Here is a 24,621-nt window from a genome sequence, read left to right as displayed (position 1 = left end):
ACAAACAGCCACGATTGTCTCCGATGCGCCGCAGCGGCGAAGCCCTTTCCTCTCCCCACCCCGTCTCTGCGGGCCAGCCCGCGCGCGGCGACCGCTCCGACTGGGCCACGCTGCGCCGCCTGTTCCCCTACCTCTGGCGCTACAAGTGGCGCGTGATGGCCGCGCTCGCCTTCATGGTGGGCGCCAAGGTGGCCAACGTCGGCGTGCCGGTGCTGCTCAAGAACCTGGTCGACACCATGACGCCCAAGCCCGACATGGCGCAGGCGCTGCTGGTGGTGCCGATCGCGCTGCTGGTGGCCTACGGATTGCTGCGCCTCTCGACCTCGCTGTTCGGCGAGCTGCGCGAGCTGGTCTTCGCCAAGGCGACCGAGGGCGCGGCGCGCAGCATCTCGCTGGAGGTGTTCCGCCACCTGCATGCGCTGTCGCTGCGCTTCCACCTCGAGCGGCAGACCGGCGGCATGACGCGCGACATCGAGCGCGGCACGCGCGGCGTGCATTCGCTGATCTCGATGTCGCTCTACAGCATCGTGCCGACCATCATCGAGCTGACGCTGGTGCTGACCATCCTGGGCGTCAAGTTCGACGCGCTCTTCGTCTGGATCACCGCGGTCGCGCTGGTGATCTACATCGTCTTCACCGTCACGGTGACGGAATGGCGCACGCAGTTCCGCAAGACCATGAACGAGCTCGACTCGGTGGCGCAGAGCCGTGCCGTTGATTCGCTCTTGAACTACGAGACCGTCAAGTACTTCAACAACGAGGAGTTCGAGGCCGGACGTTACGACGCCAGCCTGGACCGCTATCGGAAGGCGGCCATCAAGAGCCAGCGCACGCTCTCCATGCTCAACACCGGCCAGCAGCTGCTGATCGCGGTCAGCCTCGTGCTGATGCTGTGGCGCGCGACGGCCGGTGTGGTCGACGGGCGCATGACCTTGGGCGACCTGGTGATGGTCAACGCCTTCATGATCCAGCTCTACATCCCGCTCAACTTCCTGGGCGTGATCTACCGCGAGATCAAGCAGAGCCTGACCGACCTCGACAAGATGTTCGTGCTGATGGAAAAGGAGCGCGAGGTGCGCGATGCGCCCGACGCGAAGCCCCTGGCCGGCACCGATTCGACCGTGCGCTTCGAGGACGTGAGTTTCGCCTACGAAGCCGCGCGGCCGATCTTGAAGCATGTGAGCTTCGAGATCCCGGCGGGCAAGACTGTGGCCGTGGTCGGTCCCTCGGGCTCGGGCAAGTCGACGCTGGCTCGACTCCTCTACCGCTTCTACGACGTACAGCAGGGGCGAATTTGCATCGGCGGCGAAGACATCCGCCAGGTCACGCAGGCCAGCGTGCGGCAGGCCATCGGCATCGTGCCGCAGGACACCGTGCTCTTCAACGACACCGTCGAATACAACATCGCCTACGGCCGGCCGGGCGCAAGCCGCGTCGAGGTCGAGGAGGCCGCCCGCGCGGCGCGTATCCACGACTTCATCGCCGCCACGCCCAAGGGCTACGAAACCACCGTCGGCGAGCGCGGCCTCAAGCTCTCGGGCGGCGAGAAGCAGCGCGTGGCGATCGCGCGCACGCTGCTGAAGAACCCGCCGATCGTGATCTTCGACGAGGCCACCTCGGCGCTCGATTCGGCCAACGAGCGCGCGATCCAGTCCGAGCTCAAGAGCGCGGCGCAGAACAAGACCACGCTGGTGATCGCGCACCGTCTTTCGACGGTGGTCGATGCGCACGAGATCCTCGTGCTCGAGGGCGGCGTGATCGTCGAGCGCGGCACGCATGCGGCCTTGCTCGCGCAGCAGGGCAAGTACGCGCAGATGTGGACCTTGCAGAAGATCGAGGCCCAGCCCGTTCTTTGAACTCTTTTTACTGACCCAGGAGCGATTCGAGAATGTCCGAGAAGATTCCCCTGCTGGTGCTCAACAGCCTTTCGAGCGCCCACCAGGCCCAGATTGCCGCGGTCTACGACATGAGCTACGCGCCCACCAAGGCCGAGCGCGCGGCCGCCATCGCCGCGCAGGGCGCGGAGTTCCGCGCCGTGCTGACCATCGGCGTGATCGGCCTCACGCCCCAGGAGCTGGCGGCGATGCCGAAGGTCGAGCTCATCTGCGCGATGGGCGCCGGCTACGAGGGCCTCCCGCTCGGGGCGGCCCGTGCGCGCGGCATTGCGCTCGCCAACGGCGCCGGCACCAACGACGACTGCGTGGCCGACCACGCCTTCGGCCTCTTGATCGGTGCGGTGCGCGGCATCCGCACGCTCGACCGGCAATGCCGCGAGGGCATATGGCGCGAAGAGATTCCGCAGCCGCCCAATGTCTCGGGCAAGCGTCTCGGCATCCTGGGCCTGGGCACCATCGGCCAGAAGATCGCCAGGCGCGCCGCGGGCTTCGACATGGAGATCGGCTACCACAACCGCAAGCCGCGCGAGGGTGCGGCGCACCGTTACTTCGAAAGCCTGAAGGCGCTGGCCGCCTGGGCCGACGTGCTGGTGGTCGCGACGCCGGGCGGGCCGGGCACGCGGCACATGGTCGATGCCGAAATCCTCGACGTGCTCGGGCCTCAGGGCTTCCTGGTCAACATCTCGCGCGGCAGCGTGGTCGACACCGAGGCGCTCGCCAAGGCGCTGCGCGAAAAACGCATCGCGGGCGCCGGCCTCGATGTCTACGAAAGCGAGCCGAAGCGTCCCGAGCCGCTGATCGGGCTCGACAACGTGCTGCTCACGCCGCACATGGCGGGCTGGTCGCCCGAGGCGACGCAGGCCTCGGTGAACCGCTTTATGGCGAACGCCGAAGGGCACTTCGCGCGGCGCGGCGTGGTGTCGCCTATTTAGAATCAGCCTTCATGGAAACCAAGTGGCTTGAAGACTTCGTCAGCCTTGCCGAGACCCGCAGCTTCAGCCGCTCGGCCCAATTGCGCCACGTGACCCAGCCCGCCTTCTCGCGCCGCATCCAGGCGCTCGAAGGCTGGGCCGGCACCGACCTGGTCGACCGCAGCTCCTACCCCACGCGCCTCACGCCCGCCGGCCAGACCTTGTACGGCCAGGCCATCGAGATGCTGCAGGCGCTGCAAAGCACGCGCGCCATGCTGCGCGGCCACTCGGCCGCGGCGCAGGACGTGATCGAGTTCGCGGTGCCGCACACGCTGGCCTTCACCTTCTTTCCGGCCTGGGTCACGAGTCTGCGCGAACAGTTCGGGCCGATGAAGAGCCGGCTCATTGCGCTCAACGTGCACGATGCGGTGTTGCGGCTGGTCGAAGGCAGCTGCGATCTGCTGATCGCCTACAACCATCCCTCGCAGCCGCTGCCGCTGGACGCCACCCGCTACGAGATGGTGAGCCTTGGCCAGGAGGTGGTCGCGCCCTGGGTCAAGCCCGATGCCGACGGCGCGCCGCGCTACCGCCTGCCGGGCCGGCCCGGCCAGCCGCTGCCTTACCTGGGCTATGCGCCCGGCGCCTACCTGGGCCGCGTGGTCGACCAGCTGCTCAAGGAATCCGACACCGCCATCCACCTCGATCGCGTCTACGAGACCGACATGGCCGAGGGTCTCAAGGTGATGGCGCTCGAAGGCCACGGCATCGCCTTCCTGCCGCAGAGCGCGGTGCGAAGGGAAGTGCGCGCCCGCACGCTGGTGAGTGCCTTGCCGCCGGAGATCGAGAGCCTGGAGGCGACGATGGAGATCCGCGCCTATCGCGAGCGGCCCGCCGCATCGGCGCCGGCCAAGGCTGGTGCGCGCAGCGCCAAGAGCGAGGCCGCCGGCCCGCGGGCCAAGGGCACGGTCGAAGCGCTGTGGGCCTATCTGGTCGGGACCCAGCCGGCGCCTTGAACGAGGCCCGGGTTATTTGTGCACTGCACAATCTATGACGCTGCGGCATGCCGATCTCCGCATTGCGCATTTGCCTGCGCGCGATGCCGGCCCTACAGTCTGGCCCCAAGTTTTGCTGTCGCACACGGTTTTGACGCACGCCCACGCGCGTGCTTTTTTTTAGCCGTGCCTTCGGGCACAAAGGCTGCTTAGTCGAATGCGCTCAAGACGAATGCGATGCGGCGCACCAGTGCGGTACTCCTGCCACACTCGGCGTGTCCGTCATCGGTGCAGGGCGCACCGGGTTGGCCCGGGTACCCCGCAGAATGCGAGTGTCTAGAATTTCGGCGTATCTCTCTCAGTCACACAGGAGTTTTCCAAATGAAGAAGCAAGTATTGGCAATGGCAGTGATGGCGTTGGCCGCCGGCGGCGCTTTCGCGCAAGCCAATGACACCCTGGCGAAGATCAAGGCCGCCGGCAGCATCACCGAAGGGGTGCGCGAATCTTCCGGACTTTCCTACACGCTGGGCGGCGGCCAGTACACCGGCTTCCACTACGACATCTGCGCCAACATCATCAAGGACCTCGAGAAGGCTGTCGGCAAGAAGCTGGAAACCAAGTACCAGCCCGTGACCTCGCAGAACCGCATTCCCCTGGTGCAGAACGGCACCGTCGACCTCGAGTGCGGCTCCACTACCAACAATGCCACGCGCCAGAAGGACGTCGCTTTCGCCGTCACCACCTACGTCGAGGAAGTGCGCATCGCCGTCAAGGCCACCTCGGGCATCACCAAGATCGCCGACCTGAACGGCAAGACCGTCGCCACCACCACCGGCACCACCTCGGTCCAGACGCTGCGCAAGAACGAGCGCGCCACCGGCGTCGACTTCAAGGAGCTCTACGGCAAGGACCACTCCGACAGCTTCCTTCTGCTCGAATCGGGCCGCGCCGATGCCTTCGTGATGGATGGCTCGATCCTCGCCTCCAACATCGCCAAGGCGAAGACGCCGGCCGACTTCAAGATCGTCGGCGAAGTGCTGAGCGTCGAGCCGATCGCGATCATGATCCGCAAGGACGACCCGGCATTCAAGAAGGCGGTCGACGACAGCATCAAGGCGCAGATCAAGTCGGGCGAGCTCAACAAGCTCTGGGACAAGTGGTTCCTGCAGCCGATTCCGCCATCGAACGTCAAGATCGGCCTGGCCTTGTCGGACGCCACCAAGAACGCGTGGGCGAATCCGAACGACAAGCCGATGGAAGACTACGCGGTGAAGAAGTAAATCCCGCGCCCGTCGCCGCGCAACGCCCGCCGCACCCGGCGGGCGTTTGTTTTAACGCCCAACATAACAATCAGGTAGAGAAGGAGAGTCCCGATGGGATCGAACTGGGATTGGCAGGTCTTCTTGCAAGACCCCGGGGGGAAGTACCCGACGTACTGGGAATGGATGCTGTCGGCCTGGGGCTGGACCGTGTCCGTGGCCCTCTTGGCATTGATCGTCGCGCTCGTGCTGGGCTCGCTGATCGGCATCATCCGCACTTTGCCCGACAGCCCCTGGCTGATCCGCTTCGGCAACGCGTGGGTCGAGCTCTTTCGCAACATTCCGCTCCTGGTGCAGATCTTCCTCTGGTACCACGTCATACCGGCCATGATTCCGGTCTTGAAGGATGTGCCCAGCTTCATCCTGGTGGTGCTCGCGCTGGGCTTCTTCACCTCGGCGCGGATCGCCGAGCAGGTGCGCTCCGGCATCCAGGCGCTGCCCAAGGGCCAGCGCTACGCGGGCATGGCGGTGGGCTTCACCACGCCACAGTACTACCGCTACGTGATCCTGCCGATGGCCTACCGCATCATCATTCCGCCGCTCACGAGCGAGACGATGAACATCTTCAAGAACTCGTCGGTGGCTTTCGCGGTGTCGGTGGCCGAACTCACCATGTTCGCGATGCAGGCGCAGGAAGAAACCTCGCGCGGCATCGAGGTCTACCTGGCCGTCACGGGGCTGTATGTGATCTCGGCCTTCGCGATCAACCGGCTGATGGCGTACATCGAGAAGAAGACCCGCGTGCCGGGCTTCATCGTCTCGGCCAACGCCGGCGGCGGAGGACACTGACATGATGAATCTCGACCTGTCCTTCTACAACTGGGACGTCATCAGCAACTTCGTCGTCAAGGGCTTCTACTTCAGCATCATGCTGACCATCATCGCCACCATCGGCGGCGTGATCTTCGGCACCATCCTGGCGTTGATGCGGCTGTCGGGCAAGAAGTGGCTCGATGCGCCCGCCGCCGTCTACGTCAACGGCATGCGCAGCATTCCGCTGGTGATGGTGATCCTGTGGTTCTTCCTGCTGGTGCCGGGCTCGTTCTACGCCTCCTTCGGCTCGGTGGGCAGCAACTACCGCTCCGAGATCTCGGCCGTGATCACCTTCATCGCGTTCGAGGCCGCCTACTTCAGCGAGATCATGCGCGCGGGCATCCAGTCGATCCCGCGCGGCCAGGTCTACGCGGGCCAGGCGGTGGGCATGACCTACGGCCAAAACATGAAGCTGGTGGTGCTGCCGCAGGCCTTCCGCAACATGCTGCCGGTGCTGCTCACGCAGACCATCATCCTGTTCCAGGACACCTCGCTGGTCTACGCCATCGGCGCCTACGACATGCTCAAGGGCTTCGAGACCGCGGGCAAGAACTTCGGCCGTCCGATCGAGGCTTACCTGCTCGCGGCGGTCGTGTACTTCATCATGTGTTATGCCTTGTCCTGGCTCGTCAAACGCCTGCACAAGAAAATCGCCATCATCCGCTGAAGGAGAAAAAAGATGTCCGACAAAATGATCGAAATCAAGAACGTTTCCAAGTGGTATGGCCCGGTGCAGGTGCTCCAGGACTGCTCGGTCGACATCGCCAAGGGCGACGTGGTGGTGGTGTGCGGGCCCTCGGGTTCCGGCAAGTCCACGCTCATCAAGACGGTGAATGCGCTCGAGCCCTTCCAGAAGGGCGAGATCACGGTCAATGGCATCCCGCTGCATGACCCGAAGACCAACCTGCCGAAGCTGCGCTCCAAGGTCGGCATGGTGTTCCAGCACTTCGAGCTGTTCCCGCATCTTTCGGTGACTGAGAACCTCACGATCGCGCAGATCAAGGTGCTGGGCCGCAGCGCCGACGAGGCCAAGACCCGCGGCTTGAAGATGCTCGACCGCGTGGGCCTGATGGCGCACAAGGACAAGTACCCTGGCCAGCTCTCCGGCGGCCAGCAGCAGCGCGTGGCGATCGCCCGCGCGCTGAGCATGGACCCGATGGTGATGCTGTTCGACGAGCCGACCTCGGCGCTCGACCCCGAGATGGTCGGCGAAGTGCTGGACGTGATGGTGGCGCTGGCCAAGGAAGGCATGACCATGATGGTGGTCACCCACGAGATGGGCTTTGCGCGCAAGGTGGCCAACCGGGTGATCTTCATCGACGTCGGCGGCCGCATCCTCGAGGACTGCTCGAAGGACGAGTTCTTCAGCCATCCGGAGAACCGTCAACCGCGGACCAAGGACTTCCTGAACAAGATCCTGGCGCATTAGGCTCGCCCCCAGGCTTCGCGCACTTCGTGTCGCGCGCGCCAACCCCTTACCAGGGGCGGCGCCAGCCGACCGGCGAAGCCGGATCGGCGGCACCCCACGAACAAAAAAGCCCCGCATCGGTTTAGCCGTTGGCTTAAAGTGTTGATCCCGACGGCTTGGTTTCGTTGACTGCCCTCCCTGCCCATTCGGGCTCGGAGGGTTTTTTCTGGACAAGATTTCTCCGTCAGGTTTTCGGTTTCCCGATGCCGTTGATGGCATCCAAGTCAACTTCTGCAAGACGATCAGGTGTGGCTCCTTTGGCGTCGCCGAGTCGCCCGATCAAAGGCGACGCGCACCTGAGGCCGATCCGAACCCTGGCGACTACGCGCGCCACGGTGCCAACGACTCCACTTTGATGAAATGCGCTCTGCAAGGCGCACATGCCAATTCGTAGCAACCAAGCTGTGGTCGAGGAGCTACATCGCTACATCGGCTCAGCTCGCACATTCTTGGTCGTACCGCTGCGTCGTGCCCGAATGAGAAGTGCGAGAACGACGGCAAAGCCATTGGTGAACCCGGTCACTACGCCCGCTTCGGAAAGACTCGCTTTGGCACGGCCAGATGGCGTTGCAATTCCTGCGGAAAGACGTTCACAGACGGAGGCAACCCGCTCCTAATAAGGCAGCGAAAGACTCACAAGAACCGCGACGTGTTCATGATGTTGATGGGCCTATTCAGCTTGAGGAGGTGCTGTACTTTCAAGGAAGGCCTCACTCTGAAAGCAGCCCCGCGCGGCGCCATCAAGCTTAGAGCCACCTGTGGCCGGTGGTCGGCGGCTCGCATGGCTGGACTGTGGGTGCCGAGCTACACCAGCGGTGCATAACGCGCGGGCAGACAGCTTTGAAAGGCTACAGTCGCCGCCAACACCGGTCGTTCGACGCCCGAGCCCAATCGAGGCAATATCGTTGCCCGCTCAGGGCGCGTGCCGTTCGAAGTACTCTGCAAAGCGGCTGTTGACGGTCGCCTCCATGCGTTCGACCTCGGCATCGCTCAGTCCTTCAGCCAGCTTGCGCTTGTTCGTGGACAACTTGCCGTGTCCTTGGACGATAACGTCGATGAGTGTGTTGAGCTGCGACTGGCGCATGTCGAGCCAGTTTCCCAACTCGCGCACGGTAAGGTCATGGGCGCGAAGGTAGGCCACCTCGTCCAGCAGGTCCTCTTCGACGCATAGCTTCACACACTCGAGGATGAACTCGCACATCTCGGTGGCGTCGAAGTAGGCGTACAGCCATGCTGGTTGCGGAGACCGTACCAAGATGGTGGCGCTTTCTGCATCCAGCAGGTAGTCGAGAAGCTCCGTGCGCGGCCGCGAGTAGCTCTTGAGCAGGGCGGAGTAGCGAGGCAAGTCCTTGAGCATGCGCGCAGACAGTGGCAGTACCACACCGGCAGGCGTGAAGCCGGCCTGTCGCAGCACATGGTGCAGCAAGAAACGATGTAGCCGCCCATTGCCATCTAGAAACGGATGCACGTAGACCAGGCCGAACGAGGAACAAGCAGCAGCCAGTACCGGATGAAGGCCCCGCCCCGCGGCCAACGCAGCGACCTCGGCCACTGAGTCCATCATCGAGTCCACGAGCGTCGGCGGCGGAGGTATGAAGTCAGCGATGTTCCGCAGGCGTCCTCCGGGGCGCGAAAGCCAGTTCTGACTATTGCGATAAGACGCTTCAATGGACAAGGGGCCAACAATCTGTGACTGCCATTGCACCAGCTGCTCTTCGCTGAGCGCGCCGGGCTCGCCGGCCTGTTCCAGCAGGCGTCGGAACTTGGCCGAGCGATTGTTGTCGGGAATTTCGTCCTCGATGTTGTAGGTCGAGCGCGTCTCCGATAGGTACAGGAAGTCCACGGCTCGTGCCAACATTTCCGGCTCGAGGTTGCTCAGGGCGTTCGCCACCTTTGCGCCGAGGTCCTCAGCGAGTAGCGCGTCGAGCCTTTCAGTACGCCGAATCAGAGGGCTGAAGAAGCGGCCTCCCACCAGGTTGTGCGTCACGCCAAACTTGGTGTCCGGCACGGCTGGGCCGGTGATGTACTCCTTTGGGTCGAGCACAGGCACGCGTGGGGTGCCCGGCGGCAACTTGTATGCAAATTCGTGTCCCGTCAACCACTGGGCCAAATGTCCCGCCATTCGGGCGTACTTCGACGAGGGCTTGTCCTCTAGCCAAGCCTGCACACCCTCTAAAGTCTCCCTGTGCTCGAAGAGGGCGCCCAACACGGTGAGGTTCAGTCGCTCGCGCTTGAGTGCGAAGGTCAGTTGGCCCACCAAGCTGTTGGTGTCGGTCAGTCGTGGAAGAGGCAATTCGACGCGCTCGTCTCCGTCTGCTGCGATGATATGGCGCTCGACAGCACGGTCCACGCCTACGCTCACCGTGCGTAGCGGCGGCACCTGCAGTTGATAGCGCCGAATGAGGGCTTCGTAGCCCAGGTAGACCGGCGCGACGCGCGGGCTACTAGTGGCGGGTTCGGCAAGCGAATTCATCTACTCGAGCAGCGTCTAGGTCCGGATTTGTCTAGGTGGGTTGAAAAACCATCTACTTCACGGGCCATTCTACCAAATTCGTCTACATTTGTTGGTGTGATATCTACTTTTTGGCCATCAACCAGAAAACAATCTACAAGGCCAGCGTTCCAGAAATGACAGACACTTCCCCCTTCGGCCTTCTGAGCGGCGCCGCCCTGCAAGCGGCCCTGAAACCCCTCCGCGTAGTTCGCCACGTTCAGCGCTGGCGAGCGAGCAACCGAAGTCCGCACGGGAACCTCTGCCGGATGCCTGAAGGCGGCGATGAACGGTCGGCCGCGACTGTCAGCTTGCAAGCGAACCAGGCGAATCAAACGAACGTGGTGCCCGTTTGGATCGGAATCGGGTGCGGGTGTGAATGGGAATGACGTGGCGGTTTGAGCGGACTGCCCACCCTGGATTCACCGCTCCATCGAGGTCGACGGTGAGCCGTACTGGGATGGCGGTACGCAGCCAACCCCGCCGTCCGGTGCAGGCCGCTCACGCCTTGTAGCTTTGCCCGCCGCCGTCCTGCGAGCTGGCGCAGGTGCGGCCTCGCATCGTCTGTGACGGCAATTCTCCGAACAGCGCCTTGTACCGTTGAGCAAAGTGGCTCAGATGGTTGAATCCTCTGTCTGCGGCCGCCTGCGCAATGTTCAGGTCCACCGCTCGTGTCGACATCAACTGCCGACGCACGGCGTTCAGCCTCACGCAGCGCAGATAGTGCACAGGCGTCGCGTCGGCGACCTGCCTGAAGCTGTTCTGCAAGGTGCGCCGGCTCGTGCGAAGGCGCAGGCACAGTTCCTCTACGCTAGGTGGGGAATCCCCGCTGCCTGCCACCATCCAATGGCATTGCGCGACGATGAAACTGGCCGAAGCGCTCCCGACGGGCTGCCTCGCGTCGGCGGCACCATCGAACAGTTCGCAAAGCGCTTCGAACACGCCTCGGGACACTGACTGGTCGTTGATCGCTTCCGACTTGCATGGATCGGTTGTCGACGTCTCATCGAACAACGAAAGAAGGTCGTACCGCAATCGCTGCATCGCGCGACCCGGGGCTCGCAGCACGGAGCGGGACAGTAGAGCCCGGGCGCCCGGTGCCCACGGCCGTTCGTCAGACAGGCGACGAAATTCGTCGAGCTCGAACGTCACCGCCATCAGCTCCATCCCTTTCGGCCGTTGTAGCGTGAACTCGTCGCCGCCGCGAAGAACGACGACGCTGTCCTCGTGCATTTCGTGCCCTTGCATTCGGGGCGTTCCAGCGAACTTCCCAAGTGGGATCGCGAAGCAGATCTTGCCGTTGGGTAGACAGCCCTGTTGAATCACCCGCTCACTCATCCACTTGCGAAAGACATGGATGCTGTCCGTCGTCACCTCGGCGAGCGAACTGTGCATGGCCCCCGGCGATACCTGCAGATAGCGTTGATTCCACTCCGGCGCCGAGGCGCCATGCACGTGGAAGTCGTCGAATACGTCCAGTTTGAGTGTCATGCGGTGTTCGGTGGCGGCGCTGCAATCGAAGAATAGCCTAGGCTGGCACGCTGTGTCGCTTTGCCGATTTGGGCTAACGGAGCAGGGCGCTCGCGCTTCATAATTTGCGCACCTTCTCAGGCGAGGACTCTTTCCAGATGTGGACACGACGCATTTCGCGCCTCTTGGCGCTCGTGCTGGCGTTGACTCTCGCAGCCTGTGCGTCATCGACCGAATCGCCCTCCCGCAAACCCGAAGGACAGACCGTCATGAACGTGGAACAGATCAAGGAGGCCCTCGTCGGTGATTGGGCCAGCATCGCCCCGGAGGTCCGCCCGAGCGCCAGCAAGAATCCCGACGGCACGCTGAAGCCGTTCTATCTGAAGCGTGAATTCAAGTACTTGGCCGGGGATCGATTCGAGCTGAACATCGTCAATTCGGCAGACCCGAACGGTGCGGTGCCCATCGCCCGAATCGCCATCCGGGGTCACATGATCTGGCGCGGCCCTCACTCGATCGCTCCAGGGGCGCAAAAGGTGGACTTCGTCGCTGACGAGGGATACGAGGTCGCGCCGCTGATCCAGGGGTTTGCCGATCTGCTGAATCAGGTGGCCGCCACTGGCTACGGAAAGTGGCAAGTCAACGACACGCAAAGTGTGTTCGGCAAGGCGTTTCCCCCGTTCGGGTTGACCGAAGGGAAGAACTTCATGGAATTCGATCTGGTCTACCTGAGCCACGACATGCTGTTCTGGGGCGCGCGCAACGTGGACGGTCGTGGGTTCGACAAGGAAGAGAACCGGCCGACGAACCTGCAGATCCCGCTTGCGCGCAAGTAGGTCTGGAGAACGAAAGTGAGTCTGTCCATCGAAGCGAGAAACAAAGCTCTGGTCCTCGAGGCCTTCGACGCATTGTTCAACCAGCGCGACTACGCGAAGGCCGAACGCTACTGGTCGCCGAACTACATCCAGCACAGTGCTCACATTTCGCCGGGCCGCGACGGGCTTTTCAACCTGATCAAGAGCCTGCCGGCGTCGCTGCGCTACGAGCCGGGCCTGATCATGGCCGAGGGCGACCACGTGATGATCCACGGCCGTTTCTGGGGTGAACACCGTCCGGTGAACTGGATCGGGGTGGACATCCTGCGCATCGCCGACGGAGTTCTGGCCGAGCACTGGGATGTGCTGCAGGACGAGGCGACTCGGGCCGAATCGAAGAGCGGGCTGCCGATGTTCGGCGACGAGTTCCTTGCGTGAGAACCGGAAGCACTGACGCCGCGCCGACAACCCACCCGGCGCGGGCGACGGCTTTCTGGCCACGAATCCAGCGATGCGACCTGCCGGTTTGGGCCCTAACCGGCTGTTCGCCCTTGCTTCATTGCGGACCTACGGGTCGCGCACAAAAGAAACGATCCCCGGGCAGCAAGTGACTCGGAGATCGTTGGCGTTTAGGGCTTCAGCGTCAACACTTTAAGCCAACCCCTAGCCGCATCGCGGGGCTTTTTTATTGCATGTGAGCCCTACTTCTTCCGACTGGCAATCGCCTGCTCTGCCTTCGCCACCAGATCGTTGCCGATCGTCGGCTTCCACTTCGCATACACCGGCCGTGTCGCCTTCACAAAGGCTTCGCGCTCGGCCGGGGATAGCTTGGTGACCGTCACGCCGAGCGCGGCGATGTCCTTGAGCAGGGGCTGGTCGGCCTCGGCGAGTCCCTTGCGCGCGATGACGATCTCTTGCTTGCCGGCGTCGATCGCCGCCTGGCGCACGATCGCCTGGTCGGCCGGCGTCCACGAATTCCAGATCTCCTTGTTGACCACGAAGACCAGCGGATCGGCCACGTAGCCCCACATCGTCACGTTCTTCTGGCCCACGGTGTGCAGCTTGGCCGCGGTGAAGATCGACATCGGGTTTTCCTGCCCGTCGACCGCGCCGCTGGCGAAGGCGGGCTGCGCGTCGGCCCAGCTCATCTGCGTGGGATTGGCGCCCAGCGCGGTGAAGGTGTCGACGAAGAGCGGCGAGCCCACCACGCGGATCTTCAGGCCCTTCAGATCTTCCGGCGTCTTGATGGGCCGCTTGGAGTTCGTGATCTCGCGGTAGCCGTTCTCGCCCCAGGCCAGCGGCACCACGCCGGCCTTCTCGAGTGTCGCGAAGATCTCCTTGCCCACCTGGCCCTGAGTCAGCGCATCCACCGCCGCGTAGTCGGGCATCAGGAAGGGCAGCGAGAACAGGTTGAGCTGCTTGACCTGCGGCGACCAATTGATGGTCGAGCCGATGGCCATGTCGATCACGCCCTGTCGCAGCGCGCTGAATTCGCGCGTCTGGTCGCCCTGGATCAGCGAGACGCCGGGATAGAGCTTGATGTTGATGCGCCCCTGGGTCCGCTCGCGAACCAGATTGGCCCAGATCTCTCCGCCCTTGCCCCAAGGGAAGGCGGTGCCGACCACGAGCGACATCTTGTATTCGGGCTTGTAGGTCTGCGCGGGCGCGGCCGCCGAGAAGCCGCCGAGCGCGGCGGCGACGGCCATCAGGCCGAGCAGGGAACGACGGAATTTCATGGGTCAGTCTCCTTTGGAAAAATCTAATAACCTAGTTTTCGGGGCAACCACAGCGCCAATTCGGGCCAGGCAATCACCGCCACCATCACGAGGAACATCGCAACGAGCATCCAGCCGACCCAGCGCACGGTCTCTTCCATGCGCACGCCGGCGATGCGGCACGAGACCATCAGGTTCACCGCCAGCGGCGGCGTGAACTGACCCAGCGCCACCTTGAGCGTGAGGATGACGCCGAACCACACCGGGTCCCACTTGTAGTACTGCACGATCGGCCACAAGAGCGGCACGAAAATCAGGAAGATCGACACGCCGTCGAGGAACATGCCGACTGTGATCAAGAGCAGGATCAGCAGCGAGAGCACGCCGTACTCGCCCAGCCCCGAATTCACGATCGCGCGCGTGACCGGATCGATCACGCCCAGCGTCGAGAGCGAGTAGGCGAAGATGCCCGCGAGCGACACCACCAGCAGGATCACGGCCGAGAGCTCGCCCGATTCACGCAGGATCACGAACAGGTCGCGGACCTTGATCGTGCGGTGGATCGCCATGCCGACGAAGAGCCCGTAGAACACCGCGACCACGGCCGCCTCGGTGGGCGTGAACCAGCCGGCGCGCATGCCGCCCAGGATGAGCACCGGCGCCGCCAGGCCCCAGACCGCATCGCGCAGGCTCTTCCAGAAAGGTGGGCGCGGCAGGGTGGATTCGAGCGCGCCCATCTTGTGCTTGCGCGCCAGCCACACGGCCGGGACGATCAGCGCGATGCCGGCCAGCACGCCCGGCACCATGCCGGCGGCGAACAGCGCCGGCACCGAGGCGCCCGGCACCAGCACCGAGTAGACGATGAAGGCCACCGAGGGCGGGATCAGGATGTCGGTGGCCGCAGCCGCGCCGACCACGCTGGCCGAGTACGCATTGGGGTAGCCCGCGCGCGACATCGCGCCGATCATCACCGCGCCCACGGCCGCCGCGTTGGCCGGGCCCGAGCCCGAGATGCCGCCGAGAAACATCGCCACCACGATCGCCACCAGCGGCAGCATGCCGGGCCCGCGCCCGACGATCGCGATCGCGAAATTGACGAGCCTGAGCGCCACGCCCGAGCGGTCGAAGATCGAGCCCACCAGCACGAACATCGGGATCGCGAGCAGCGGGTATTTGCCCAGGCCGGCATAGAAGTTCTGCGGCACGGCGAGCAGGCCGAACCACTGCGCGTCGGCATTGGCGAGCCCGATGGCGACCGCGCCCGCGAGGCCGAGCGCCGCGCCGATCGGCACGCCGACCAGCATCATCAGGATGAAGGCGACGAAGAGCAGCGTCGGGATCATTCGCCCGAGCCCCCGGCGCGCATCTCGCGGCCGCGCCGGACGAACAGGCCTACCGCGCGCAGCGCGATCGCGGAGCACACGATCGGCAGCCAGATCGAGTACCACCACTGCGGCACGCCGATGCCGGGCGAGGTTTCCTCGAAACGGTAGTTGTCCCAGACCACGCGCACGCTGAGCGCGGCGATCAGGAAGAACAAGAGCGCCACCATCAGCGCGCCGAACTGCGCGAGCCGCTTACGCCTTGCCATCGACCCGCCCTCGGCGAAGTACTCTATGCGGATGTGGCGGTCGCGCGCGACGGCGGCCGAGCCCGCGACCATGGCCAGCAGGATCATGAGGAAGACCGAGAACTCCTCGGTCCATGCGAAGGAGGAGTCGGTGAAGTAGCGCACCAGCACGTTGGCGAAGGTGATGCAGGCCAGGAGGCCCATGATGATCACCGTGGCCCAGTCCTCGATGGCGAGCGGCACGCGCGTGGGCTCGTCGGCGGCTTCGATTTCGGGGGGTAGGGGACTGGCGGCGTCCAGCAAAGGGCCGGACTCAGGGGGAGAGGACATCGGGGGAACGGGTCAGCGGCCGGAATTCGGCCAGCGCAGATCGTAACGATCCATAACCGCTCGCCCCATCGGGGCTTTCCTTGAGCCCCGGTCCTCGTCGTTCACTCGAGCTTGGCGCCCGACTGCTTGATCAGCCGCTCCCACACCGGGCGCTCGGCCTTGTAGGCCGCGGCAAAAGCTTCGGGCGAGCTGTCCTTGAGCTCGAAGCCCATGGCCGCGACCTTCTGCTGCACGTCCGGCTGCTGCGTGGCCTTGCGGATCTCGTCGGCGAGCCGCTGCACGATCGGCTTGGGCGTTCCGGCGGGCGCTGCGACGGCCAGCCAGCCGGTCAGGCGATAGGCCTCGTCCTTCAGGCCCTGCTCGGCCAGCGTGGGCACGTTGGGCAGGGTGCTCAAGCGGCGTTCGCCGGTCACGCCGATGGCCTTGAGCTTGCCGGCCTCGATGTGCGGCTTGGCCTGCAGCGCGCTCGCGTAGGCCATCTGGATCTGGCCGCCGATCAGGTCCTGCACCATCGGCGCCTCGCCCTTGTAGGCCACGTGGTTCATGTCGGCGTCTTGCGTGAGGCTCATGTGCGCGCCGGCCAGGTGCGGGTAGGCGCCCAGGCCGTAGGAGCCGTAGGCCAGCTTGCCCTTGTTGGCGGCCACGTACTTCAGCAGCTCGGGCGCGGTCCTGACCGGCACGCCGGGATGCACCACCAGCACCAGCGGGCCCATCGCGACCTGGTAGACCAGCGTCAGGTCGCGCTCCGGGTGGTAGGGCAGCTTCTCGTAGAGGAACTGGTTGGTGAGCAGCGCGTTGGAGAGCGACATCACGATGGTGTAGCCGTCGGGCGCCGCCTTGGCGACCGCGTCGGTGCCGATGATGCCGGCCGCGCCGGGCTTGTTGTCGATGACGACCGGCTGGCCCAGGCCGGCCGCCAGCTTCTCGCCGATCACGCGCGCCAGCACGTCGGTGCCGCCACCGGCGGCGAAGGGCACCACCATCTTGATCGGCTTGTTCGGGTAGGCCTGGGCGTGCGCAACGCTGCCCGCGCCCAGCGCGAGGGCCGAGGCCGCGGCGCAGAGCCAGGCGCGGCGGTTCAGGGAGTGGGTGTTCATGTGTGTCTCCTGTACGGTTTTTTTTTTGGAATGGGGGGCTTATCGCAGGACGACCTGCGTCTTGAAGGGCAGGCGTCCGAGCGCCTCCGTAAGCCGCGCCTGCAGCGGCGCGGCCTGCGCCCCGGCCGCGGCCGCATCGATCACGACCTTGAGCGCGCTCTCGCCATCGGCCTGCACCTCGGGCCGTGCCGCCAGGCCGAGCGCGGCGCAGGCCTCGCCGACCAGCGCCTCCGCCACTTTGCGCGCGGCCAGGGCACGCAGCTCGGGCTTGTAGATCTTGCCGACGTTGGTCATCGGCATGTGCTCGATCACGACCACCGACTTCGGCTTGGCCGGCGCTTCGTCGACGCGCGCGGCGGCGAAGGCCAGCAGTTCGGCTTCGCTGGCCGTCATGCCGGGCACCAGCGTGGCGAAGGCCACCGGCAGCTCGCCCGCGTAGGCATCGGGCGCGCCGACCGCGGCGCACAGTTGCACCGCCGGGTGTGCGCCCAGCGCGTCCTCGATGGTCTTGGGGTCGATGTTGTGGCCGCTGCGGATGATCAGGTCCTTGGAGCGGCCGCTCAGGTTGAGCCGCTCCTCGCCGTCGAGCCAGCCCAGGTCGCCGGTGGCGAGCCAGCCGTCGTCGGTGAAGGCCTTGGCCGTGTCGGCTGGATCGACGAAGCCCGAGAACAGGTTGGGCGACTTGAAGAGCACCATGCCCTGCTCGCCCGCCGGCAGTTCGCGATCGCTCGGGTTGCCGTGCTCGTCGAGCGCGACGATGCGCAGTTGCGAATAAGGCAGCCGGAAACCCACGCAGCCCGCCGGCCCGATCACGCCCGGGGGCGTGATGGTCGAGATGCCGGCCATCTCGGTCATGCCCAGGCTTTCATGCACGTGCAGGCCGAACAGGCGCTCGAAGCGCGCCGCGAGTTCGGGCGCCAGCACGGCGGCGCCGGTGCGGCAGTAGTGGATGGAGGAAATGTCGGCGCCGTCCAGCGGCACGTTGGCGAGTGCCGCCAGCACCGTGGGCACAGCCGACAGCGAAGTCGGCCGGTACTTCTCCACCAGCCGCCAGTAGTTGGCCAGTACCTGCTTGTTGCGCAGCAGCGCCGTGGTCGGAATGATCACCTCCACGCCGGCCGACAGCGCCGACAGCGAAGCCGGCAGCACGCCCGCCACGTGGAACAGCGGATAGCCGTTGATGGTGACGTCGCTGCTCTTCAGGCCTTGCAGCTTCACGCTGGCCCAGGCGGTGAAGACCTGCGCGCCATGGCTGTGGCGCGCGAGCTTGGGCGCGCCGGTGGTGCCGCCGGTGTGGAAGTAGGCGGCGATGTCGGCAGGCGCGATGTCGCGGCCGCTCGCGAGGTGGTCGGCCGGCACGTGCGCGCACATCGCGTTGAAGTCCGCCACGCCCTCGGGCAGCTCGCCGGCGCTGCCCACGGGCTCGTCGTGCGGCGCCACGCGCAGCACGGTGGTGAGCGTGGGCACCTGGCCGCGCAGGCGCATCGCCTTCGACCACATGCCCGATTCCTCGTCCGAACCGTAGGCGATCAGCACCTTGGCGCGGCCGGCCGTCATCAGCGAGACCAGCTTCTCGTCGGCGAGCAGCGGGTTGAGCGGCTGCACGATGCCGGCCGCTTCTCCGCCCCACAGGGCCAGGTGGTACTCGAGGCAGCCCGGCAGCAGCACGGCCACCGCATCCTCCGGCCCGACGCCAAGCGCGTGCAGCACGTTCGCGGCCTGGTGGATGCCGGCCAAGAGTTCGGCGTAGGACCAGCGGATCGGCTCGTCGGCCGGATCGGCCGTGCGCAGGAAGGTCAGCGCCGTCTTGTCGCCGAAGGCCGCGGCGGCATTGCGGAAGATCTCGTAGGTGCTGCGCACGGTCAGCGCCTCGGAAAGCGGCGTCTCCTCGAGCCTTCGCACGTCCTCGATGCTGCGGACGGGGAACGTCGGGCTGAAGGGCGCGGTGCTCATCTTGCCTGCCTGCCGAAGGCGATGAAGCGCTGCAGGTGATGGTCCTCGTCGCCCAGCTGGTGGTCGATCATCACGAGGCGCTTGGCATAGTGGGCCAGCGGCAGCTCCCAGGTCATGCCGATGCCGCCGTGCATCTGGATGCTTTCCTCGGCCACCAGCGCGCCGATGCGGCCGATGCTGGCTTTGGCCGCCGACAGCGCGCGCTCGCGCGTGGCGCGGTCGGTGTCGTCGATGGCGGCGGCCGCATTGATCACGGCCGAGCGGGCCTGCTCGATCTCGAGCAGCAGGTCCGCCATGCGGTGCTGCAGCGCCTGGAAGCTGCCGATGAGCGTGCCGAACTGCTTGCGCGTGCGCAGGTACTCCAGCGTCGCCGTCTTGGCGGCTTCCATCGCGCCCAGGCTTTCGGCGCACAGGGCCAGCACGCCACGCCCGACGGCGCGTTCCAGCACGGCATGGCCCTGGCCTTCGGCGCCGAGCAACGCATCGGCGGGGAGCGTCACGCCGTCCAGCACGACCTCGGCCACGCGGCCGCCGTCGATGGCCGGGGCGCCGCGCACGTAGACGCCTTTTGTCTTCGCGGGCACCAGGAACAGCGAGATGCCGGCCTCGTCGTCCGGCGCGCCCGAGCTGCGGGCCGAGACCAGGAACAGATCCGCCTGCTCGCCCTGCGGCACCACGGCCTTGGCGCCGTTCAGCAGCCAGCGGTCGCCGCTGCGGTCGGCGCGGGTCTGCACGTGCGCCAGTTCGTAGTGCGTGCCGGGTTCGTCGTGCGCGAGCGCCGCGATGGTGCCGCCGCCGATGATCTCGGCCAGCGTTTCCTTCTGCGCCTCGCTACCGGCGGCTGCGATGGCGTCGCCGACCATGACCGCGCCGAGCAGGGGCTCGACCACCAGGCCGCGGCCCAGCGCCTCGAAGACCACGGCCAGGTCGAAGCCGCCGCCGCCGAAGCCGCCGTCTTCTTCGCGAAACAGTGCGCCGATCACGCCGAGCTCGGCGAACTGCTGCCAGATCTCGGTGCTGAAGCCCTGGGCCGACTTCGCGATCCGGTCGCGCGTCTCGAAGGCGTACTGCTCGGCGATGAAGCGGTTCAGGCTGTCGGCGAGCATGCGCCGGTCTTCGGTGTGTTCGAAGTTCATGGCAGTTTCCTCACAGGCCCAGGATCATCTTGGAGATGATGTTTTTCTGAATCTCGTTCGAGCCGCCGAAGATCGACAGCTTGCGGTTGTTGAAGTACTTGGCCGCTGCGGGTGCGGCATAGTCCGGGCCGATCGGTACGCCGTCGAAGCCCTCTTCGAGCGCCTCGGCGACGAAGGGCCGCGCGTAGGGCCCCATCGCGCGCCGGATCAGCGACGAGATCTCCTGCCGGATCTCGGTGCCGCGGATCTTGAGCATCGAGCTCTCGGCGCCCGGCACGCCGCCGCCGGCCACGGCCGCGATCACGCGCAGGTTGGTGGTCAACATGTTCTCGAGGTCGATCTCCACCCGCGCCATGCGCGCGGCGAAGGCCGAGTCTTCGGCGAGCGGCTTGCCGTTCTTCGTCTGCTTCGCGGCGATGGCCTTGAGCTGCTCCAGCGCAGCCACCGAGAAGCCCACGCCCGCGATGTTGGTGCGCTCGTAGGTCAAGAGGTACTTGGCGCAGGTCCAGCCCTTGTTCTCCTCGCCCACCAGGTTCTCGGCCGGCACGCGCACGTCGGAGAAGAAGACTTCGTTGACCTCGTGCTCGCCCTCGAGCGTGATGATCGGCCGCACTTCGACGCCGGGCGTCTTCATGTCGATCAGGAGGAAGCTGATGCCTTCCTGCTTCTTGGCCTCGCGGTTGGTGCGCACCAGGCAGAAGATCATGTTGGCGTGCTGGCCCAGCGTGGTCCAGGTCTTCTGGCCGTTGACGATGTAGTGATCGCCCTGGGCATCGGTGCCGCGCACCGCGGAGGTCTTGACCGAGGCGAGGTCGGAGCCCGCGCCGGGTTCCGAATAACCCTGGCACCACCAGTCGGAGCCGTCGAGGATGCGCGGCAGCCAGCGGCGCTTCTGTGCCTCGCTGCCGTACTTGATCAGCACCGGCCCGAGCATGTTCACGCCGAAGGGCACGATGCGCGGCGCATGGGCCAGCGCGCATTCGTTCTCGAAGATGAATTTTTCCACTGCGGTCCAGCCGGGGCCGCCGTACTGCTCGGGCCAGTGGTTGGCGAGCCAGCCGCGCGCATGGAGGATGGCATGCCATTCCTCCATGTCGGCCTTGCCCAAGTGCTTGCCGCTCGCGACCTTGTCGGAGAGGCGCTTGGGCAGCTTCTCGGCCAGGAAGCTGCACACCTCGTCGCGGAAGGCTTGCTCTTCGGTGGTGAAGTTCAGGTCCATGTCCGTGCTCCTCAGTAGATTTCGAACAGCCCGGCAGCGCCCATGCCGCCCGCGATGCACATCGTGACCACGGCGTACTTGGCGCCGCGCCGCTTGCCTTCGATCAGCACATGGCCCGTGAGCCGCGCGCCCGTCATGCCGAAGGGGTGGCCGATGGAGATCGCGCCGCCGTCGACATTGAGCCGCTCGGCCGGAATCCCCAGCTTCTGCTGGCAGTAGATGGACTGCGAAGCAAAGGCCTCGTTGAGTTCCCAGAGATCGATATCGTCGACCTTCAGGCCGTTGCGCGCCAGCAGTTTCGGCACCGCGAACACCGGGCCGATGCCCATCTCGTCGGGCTCGCAGCCCGCGATCGCGAGGCCGCGGAAGGCGCCCAGCGGCTTGAGGTTGGCGCGCTCGGCGTCCTTGGCCTCCATCAGCACGCAGGCCGAGGCGCCGTCGGACAGCTGCGAGGCGTTGCCGGCGGTGACGAACTTGTCCGCGCCCATCACCGGCTGCAGCTTGGCCAGCGCCTCGTAGGTGGTGCCGCGGCGGTTGCAGGTGTCGACGTCGATCGTCACCTCGCGATGGCTCACTTCCTTGGTGTCCTTGTCGGTCACGGCCATGGTGGTGGTGCAGGCCACGATTTCCTCGCGGTAGCGGCCGGCGAGCTGCGCTTCCTCGGTCTTGCGCTGGCTCTCTGCCGAGAAGCGGTCCTGCGCCTCGCGGCCGATGCCGTAGCGTTGGGCGACGATGTCGGCGGTCTCGATCATCGCCATGTAGAGCGCGGGCTTGTGCTCGACGATCCACGGGTCCATGCCGCTGTCACCGCTGTCGGTGGCGCTGCGGGTGCGTATCTGCGAGATGCTCTCCACGCCGCCCGCGATCATGGCCGGCGCGCCCTCGACGACGATGCGGCCCGCGGCCATCGCGATGGCCTGCAGGCCCGAGGCGCAGAAGCGGTTGACCGTGGTGCCGGCGATGCTGATGGGCAGCCCCGCGCGCACGATGCTCTGGCGCGCCACGTTGCGGCCGGTGGTGCCCTCGGGGTAGCCGCAGCCGAGGATGGCGTCCTCGATCAGCGCCGGGTCCAGGCCCGAGCGTTCCACCGCGGCGCGCACGGCGAAGGCGGCCAGCGTGGGGCCGGGCGTGATGTTGAACTCGCCGCGGTGCGCCTTGGTGAGCGGCGTGCGGGCGGTGGAAACGATGACGGCTTCGCGCATGGTGTTTGTCTCCTGGTTCGGCTTACTCGGATTGATTGAGGCTCGCGAAATCGGCGCCGCGCTCGACCAGCTCCACCAAGAGCGGCGAAGGCTGCCAGAACAGCGGGTCTTCCTTGGCGAACTCGCGGATGTCGGCCAGCACCTTGGCGAGGCCCACCGTGTCGGCGTACTTCATCGGCCCGCCGCGATGGCGCGGAAAGCCGTAGCCGTAGAGAAAGGTCACGTCGACGTCCAGCGGGCGCAGCGCGATGCGCTGGTGCACGACGTTGGCACCCTCGTTGACCATCGCGGCCATGTAGCGGCGCATGATTTCTTCGTCGCTGAACTTGCGCGGCGCGACGCCTGCGCGCTGGCGCTCGGCATCGATGATGGCCTCGACCTCGGGGTCCGGCGTGCCGGTGCGCGCGCCCTCGGGGTAGAGGTAGTAGCCGCGGCCGGTCTTCTGGCCGAACCAGCCGCGCTCGCAGATGCGGTCGGCGATCTGCACGTAGCGCGCCTTCGGGTCGCGGGTGGCGGCCTTGCGCTTGCGCGTGGCCCAGCCGATGTCGCCGCCGGCCAGGTCCGACACCTGGAACGGGCCCATCGGATAGCCGAAGTCGCGCACCGCCTTGTCGATCTGGTAGGGCGAGGCGCCGTCCTCCATCATGTGGTCGGCCGCCTGGCGATAGACCGCAAGGATGCGGTTGCCGATGAAGCCGTCGCAGACGCCCGCGCGCACCGGCGTCTTCTTCAGCTTCTTCGCCAGCTCGAAGCCGGTCGCCACCACGTCGGCGCTGACCTGGGCCGGCACCACGATCTCCAGCAGCTTCATGATGTTGGCCGGCGAGAAGAAATGCAGGCCCAGCACGTCGGCCGGGCGCGAGATGCCGGACGCGATCTCGTCGATGTCGAGGTAGGAGGTGTTGGTGGCGAGCACCGCCCCCTTCTTGCACACGCGGTCGAGTTCGGCGAAGACGGCCTTCTTGACCGCCATGTCTTCGAACACGGCTTCGACCACGAGGTCGACGTTGGCCAGCGCGTCGTAGGCCGTCGAGCCCGAGAAGCGCGCCATCACCGCGGTCTTGGCCTCGGCCGTCATGCGGCCCTTCTGGATCAGGCCGTCGTAGACCTTTTCGACATGGGCCCGGCCGCGCGCGAGGCTCTGCTCATCGCGCTCGATCATGGTCACCGGCAGCCCGGCGTCGAGCATCGCGACCGCGATGCCGGCGCCCATGGTGCCGCCGCCGACGATGCCGCAGGATTCGATGGGCCGCGGCTTGGCGGCCTTGGTCTCGGGCGCCTTCAGCACTTCGCGTTCGGCGAAGAAGGCATGGATCAGGCCGGCGCGCTGCGGGCTCTCGATGCACTGCAGGAAGAGCTTGCGCTCCAGCGCCATGCCTTCGTCGAAGGGCAGCGTGAGTGCGGCCTCGGTGGCCTCGACGATCTTCATCGGCGAGAAGAGGCCGCGGCTTTTCTTGGCGGTGTAGTCGCGCGCGGCTTCGAGTGCGGCGCGTTGCGCCTCTAGCTCGGCCAGCGCGTTCGCGTCACGCGTGCGGCGCACCGGCGCCTTGGCCGCGACCAGTTCCTTTGCATAGGCCAGGCCTTCGGCCAGCGCGTCGGCACCTTCGCCCAGTCGATCGACCAGGCCCAGGGCCAACGCTTCCTTGGCACCCGCATGGCGGCCGCTCAACATCAGATCGAGTGCGGCTTTCACGCCGATCAGGCGCGGCGCACGCTGCGTGCCGCCGGAGCCGGGCATCAGCCCGAGCTGCACCTCCGGCAGGCCCAGCTTGGCGGAAGGCACGGCCAGGCGGTAGTGCGCCGCCAGTGCGATCTCCAGCCCGCCGCCGAGCGCGGCGCCATGGATCGCGGCCAGCACCGGCTTGCTGCAGTTCTCGATGCGGCTGCACACCTCGGGCAGCGAGGGCGGCAGCGGTGGCTTGCCGAATTCGCGGATGTCGGCGCCGGCGATGAAGTTGCGGCCGGCGCCGACGACCAGCACCGCGGCCACGGCGCCGTCGGCCTCGGCGGCGTCGATGGCCTCGACCAAGCCGCGGCGCACATCCACGCCCAGGGCGTTGACCGGCGGGTTGTCGATGGTGACGACCAGCACATCGGCCTGGCGCTGGAAGGTGACGGGATCGGACGCAGGAAGGGTGTCAGTCGTGGCCATGGTCTTTGTCTCCGGGTGAACCCAGCATTCTTGGCCCGGCTCGTCGCTTTGACAATTGCATTGGCGATTGAC

At 65.9% G+C, this 24,621-nt stretch carries 21 protein-coding genes; 10 read left to right on the top strand and 11 right to left on the bottom strand.

What is annotated here, in order from left to right; genetic code table 11:
* Positions 1 to 23: 23 nt before the first annotated feature.
* The 8 genes from ACSQ9A_RS24380 (at position 24) to ACSQ9A_RS24345 (ending at position 8,222) form a co-directional block, all read left to right on the top strand.
* Positions 24 to 1,856 carry an ABCB family ABC transporter ATP-binding protein/permease gene (locus ACSQ9A_RS24380; RefSeq protein WP_436306355.1) on the top strand — a complete coding sequence of 611 codons (1,833 nt, stop codon included), beginning with the start codon at positions 24 to 26 and terminating at the stop codon, positions 1,854 to 1,856.
* 32 nt (positions 1,857 to 1,888) lie between these two features.
* Positions 1,889 to 2,827 carry a 2-hydroxyacid dehydrogenase gene (locus ACSQ9A_RS24375; protein WP_436305516.1) on the top strand — a complete coding sequence of 313 codons (939 nt, stop codon included), beginning with the start codon at positions 1,889 to 1,891 and terminating at the stop codon, positions 2,825 to 2,827.
* An 11-nt stretch (positions 2,828 to 2,838) separates the two neighbouring features.
* Positions 2,839 to 3,819 (top strand): LysR substrate-binding domain-containing protein, encoded by a 981-nt coding sequence (locus ACSQ9A_RS24370; protein ID WP_093103894.1) that lies wholly within the window; start codon positions 2,839 to 2,841, stop codon positions 3,817 to 3,819.
* Between the two features lie 360 nt (positions 3,820 to 4,179).
* Positions 4,180 to 5,079, top strand: a complete 900-nt coding sequence (locus tag ACSQ9A_RS24365) for an amino acid ABC transporter substrate-binding protein (RefSeq protein ID WP_436305515.1) — start codon at positions 4,180 to 4,182, stop codon at positions 5,077 to 5,079.
* A 93-nt stretch (positions 5,080 to 5,172) separates the two neighbouring features.
* Entirely contained in the window at positions 5,173 to 5,907 is a 735-nt protein-coding gene (locus ACSQ9A_RS24360; protein ID WP_436293686.1) for an amino acid ABC transporter permease, read from the top strand.
* A gap of 1 nt (position 5,908) precedes the next feature.
* A complete protein-coding gene (locus ACSQ9A_RS24355; protein WP_436305514.1) occupies positions 5,909 to 6,598 on the top strand; it encodes an amino acid ABC transporter permease in 690 nt (229 codons plus the stop codon).
* A gap of 24 nt (positions 6,599 to 6,622) precedes the next feature.
* Positions 6,623 to 7,360 (top strand): amino acid ABC transporter ATP-binding protein, encoded by a 738-nt coding sequence (locus ACSQ9A_RS24350; RefSeq protein ID WP_093104165.1) that lies wholly within the window; start codon positions 6,623 to 6,625, stop codon positions 7,358 to 7,360.
* Positions 7,361 to 7,844: 484 nt separating this feature from the next.
* Positions 7,845 to 8,222: an IS1/IS1595 family N-terminal zinc-binding domain-containing protein gene (locus ACSQ9A_RS24345; protein ID WP_436306354.1), complete on the top strand. Its 378-nt coding sequence runs from the start codon at positions 7,845 to 7,847 to the stop codon at positions 8,220 to 8,222.
* 90 nt (positions 8,223 to 8,312) lie between these two features.
* Here ACSQ9A_RS24345 and ACSQ9A_RS24340 read toward each other — a convergent pair whose 3' ends face one another.
* Both ACSQ9A_RS24340 and ACSQ9A_RS24335 read right to left on the bottom strand, forming a co-directional pair.
* Entirely contained in the window at positions 8,313 to 9,872 is a 1,560-nt protein-coding gene (locus ACSQ9A_RS24340; protein WP_436305513.1) for a Fic family protein, read from the bottom strand.
* A 519-nt stretch (positions 9,873 to 10,391) separates the two neighbouring features.
* Positions 10,392 to 11,381: a helix-turn-helix domain-containing protein gene (locus ACSQ9A_RS24335; protein WP_436305512.1), complete on the bottom strand. Its 990-nt coding sequence runs from the start codon at positions 11,379 to 11,381 to the stop codon at positions 10,392 to 10,394.
* A gap of 248 nt (positions 11,382 to 11,629) precedes the next feature.
* Between ACSQ9A_RS24335 and ACSQ9A_RS24330 the strand changes: the two genes are divergently transcribed.
* Together ACSQ9A_RS24330 and ACSQ9A_RS24325 are read left to right on the top strand one after the other, a co-directional pair.
* A complete protein-coding gene (locus ACSQ9A_RS24330) occupies positions 11,630 to 12,196 on the top strand; it encodes a hypothetical protein (protein WP_436305511.1) in 567 nt (188 codons plus the stop codon).
* A 15-nt stretch (positions 12,197 to 12,211) separates the two neighbouring features.
* On the top strand, positions 12,212 to 12,613 hold the full coding sequence (locus ACSQ9A_RS24325; protein ID WP_436297252.1) for a nuclear transport factor 2 family protein: 402 nt from the start codon (positions 12,212 to 12,214) through the stop codon (positions 12,611 to 12,613).
* A gap of 263 nt (positions 12,614 to 12,876) precedes the next feature.
* Here ACSQ9A_RS24325 and ACSQ9A_RS24320 read toward each other — a convergent pair whose 3' ends face one another.
* The 9 genes from ACSQ9A_RS24320 to ACSQ9A_RS24280 form a co-directional block, all read right to left on the bottom strand.
* Positions 12,877 to 13,911 (bottom strand): DctP family TRAP transporter solute-binding subunit, encoded by a 1,035-nt coding sequence (locus ACSQ9A_RS24320; RefSeq protein ID WP_093103901.1) that lies wholly within the window; start codon positions 13,909 to 13,911, stop codon positions 12,877 to 12,879.
* Positions 13,912 to 13,934: 23 nt separating this feature from the next.
* Complete coding sequence (locus tag ACSQ9A_RS24315; RefSeq protein WP_093103903.1) at positions 13,935 to 15,233, bottom strand: TRAP transporter large permease; 1,299 nt, start codon at positions 15,231 to 15,233, stop codon at positions 13,935 to 13,937.
* A complete protein-coding gene (locus tag ACSQ9A_RS24310) occupies positions 15,230 to 15,790 on the bottom strand; it encodes a TRAP transporter small permease (RefSeq protein ID WP_093103904.1) in 561 nt (186 codons plus the stop codon). Before ACSQ9A_RS24310 ends, ACSQ9A_RS24315 begins: the two co-directional genes overlap by 4 nt.
* Positions 15,791 to 15,891: 101 nt before the next feature.
* The gene (locus ACSQ9A_RS24305; RefSeq protein ID WP_436305510.1) at positions 15,892 to 16,887 is read right to left on the bottom strand and encodes a Bug family tripartite tricarboxylate transporter substrate binding protein; all 996 of its coding nucleotides are present in this window, start codon (positions 16,885 to 16,887) and stop codon (positions 15,892 to 15,894) included.
* Between the two features lie 39 nt (positions 16,888 to 16,926).
* A complete protein-coding gene (locus ACSQ9A_RS24300; protein ID WP_436305509.1) occupies positions 16,927 to 18,840 on the bottom strand; it encodes an acyl-CoA synthetase in 1,914 nt (637 codons plus the stop codon).
* Positions 18,837 to 19,976 carry an acyl-CoA dehydrogenase family protein gene (locus tag ACSQ9A_RS24295; RefSeq protein WP_436305508.1) on the bottom strand — a complete coding sequence of 380 codons (1,140 nt, stop codon included), beginning with the start codon at positions 19,974 to 19,976 and terminating at the stop codon, positions 18,837 to 18,839. Before ACSQ9A_RS24295 ends, ACSQ9A_RS24300 begins: the two co-directional genes overlap by 4 nt.
* 10 nt (positions 19,977 to 19,986) lie before the next feature.
* Positions 19,987 to 21,195, bottom strand: coding sequence for an acyl-CoA dehydrogenase family protein (locus tag ACSQ9A_RS24290; RefSeq protein WP_436305506.1), 1,209 nt, complete (start codon positions 21,193 to 21,195; stop codon positions 19,987 to 19,989).
* An 11-nt stretch (positions 21,196 to 21,206) separates the two neighbouring features.
* Complete coding sequence (locus ACSQ9A_RS24285) at positions 21,207 to 22,397, bottom strand: acetyl-CoA C-acyltransferase (RefSeq protein WP_436305505.1); 1,191 nt, start codon at positions 22,395 to 22,397, stop codon at positions 21,207 to 21,209.
* 22 nt (positions 22,398 to 22,419) lie between these two features.
* Entirely contained in the window at positions 22,420 to 24,549 is a 2,130-nt protein-coding gene (locus tag ACSQ9A_RS24280; RefSeq protein ID WP_436305504.1) for a 3-hydroxyacyl-CoA dehydrogenase NAD-binding domain-containing protein, read from the bottom strand.
* Between the last annotated feature and the right edge of the window lie 72 nt (positions 24,550 to 24,621).

This window comes from Variovorax sp. LjRoot290 (genome assembly GCF_964253985.1).
Lineage (GTDB): Bacteria > Pseudomonadota > Gammaproteobacteria > Burkholderiales > Burkholderiaceae_C > Variovorax.
Note: the sequence above shows the minus strand (reverse complement) of the source record. Positions and strands in the feature narration are given on the sequence as shown.

Excerpts from the sequence above, each read along its gene's own strand:
- ACSQ9A_RS24370 (WP_093103894.1), top strand. The coding sequence starts at position 2,839 with ATGGAAACCAAGTGGCTTGAAGACTTCGTCAGCCTTGCCGAGACCCGC.
- ACSQ9A_RS24295 (WP_436305508.1), bottom strand. The coding sequence starts at position 19,976 with ATGAACTTCGAACACACCGAAGACCGGCGCATGCTCGCCGACAGCCTG.
- ACSQ9A_RS24285 (WP_436305505.1), bottom strand. The coding sequence starts at position 22,397 with ATGCGCGAAGCCGTCATCGTTTCCACCGCCCGCACGCCGCTCACCAAG.
- ACSQ9A_RS24380 (WP_436306355.1), top strand. The coding sequence starts at position 24 with ATGCGCCGCAGCGGCGAAGCCCTTTCCTCTCCCCACCCCGTCTCTGCG.
- ACSQ9A_RS24290 (WP_436305506.1), bottom strand. The coding sequence starts at position 21,195 with ATGGACCTGAACTTCACCACCGAAGAGCAAGCCTTCCGCGACGAGGTG.
- ACSQ9A_RS24300 (WP_436305509.1), bottom strand. The coding sequence starts at position 18,840 with ATGAGCACCGCGCCCTTCAGCCCGACGTTCCCCGTCCGCAGCATCGAG.
- ACSQ9A_RS24305 (WP_436305510.1), bottom strand. The coding sequence starts at position 16,887 with ATGAACACCCACTCCCTGAACCGCCGCGCCTGGCTCTGCGCCGCGGCC.
- ACSQ9A_RS24310 (WP_093103904.1), bottom strand. The coding sequence starts at position 15,790 with ATGTCCTCTCCCCCTGAGTCCGGCCCTTTGCTGGACGCCGCCAGTCCC.
- ACSQ9A_RS24330 (WP_436305511.1), top strand. The coding sequence starts at position 11,630 with ATGAACGTGGAACAGATCAAGGAGGCCCTCGTCGGTGATTGGGCCAGC.
- ACSQ9A_RS24335 (WP_436305512.1), bottom strand. The coding sequence starts at position 11,381 with ATGACACTCAAACTGGACGTATTCGACGACTTCCACGTGCATGGCGCC.
- ACSQ9A_RS24365 (WP_436305515.1), top strand. The coding sequence starts at position 4,180 with ATGAAGAAGCAAGTATTGGCAATGGCAGTGATGGCGTTGGCCGCCGGC.
- ACSQ9A_RS24355 (WP_436305514.1), top strand. The coding sequence starts at position 5,909 with ATGATGAATCTCGACCTGTCCTTCTACAACTGGGACGTCATCAGCAAC.
- ACSQ9A_RS24320 (WP_093103901.1), bottom strand. The coding sequence starts at position 13,911 with ATGAAATTCCGTCGTTCCCTGCTCGGCCTGATGGCCGTCGCCGCCGCG.
- ACSQ9A_RS24360 (WP_436293686.1), top strand. The coding sequence starts at position 5,173 with ATGGGATCGAACTGGGATTGGCAGGTCTTCTTGCAAGACCCCGGGGGG.
- ACSQ9A_RS24340 (WP_436305513.1), bottom strand. The coding sequence starts at position 9,872 with ATGAATTCGCTTGCCGAACCCGCCACTAGTAGCCCGCGCGTCGCGCCG.
- ACSQ9A_RS24280 (WP_436305504.1), bottom strand. The coding sequence starts at position 24,549 with ATGGCCACGACTGACACCCTTCCTGCGTCCGATCCCGTCACCTTCCAG.
- ACSQ9A_RS24350 (WP_093104165.1), top strand. The coding sequence starts at position 6,623 with ATGATCGAAATCAAGAACGTTTCCAAGTGGTATGGCCCGGTGCAGGTG.
- ACSQ9A_RS24315 (WP_093103903.1), bottom strand. The coding sequence starts at position 15,233 with ATGATCCCGACGCTGCTCTTCGTCGCCTTCATCCTGATGATGCTGGTC.
- ACSQ9A_RS24375 (WP_436305516.1), top strand. The coding sequence starts at position 1,889 with ATGTCCGAGAAGATTCCCCTGCTGGTGCTCAACAGCCTTTCGAGCGCC.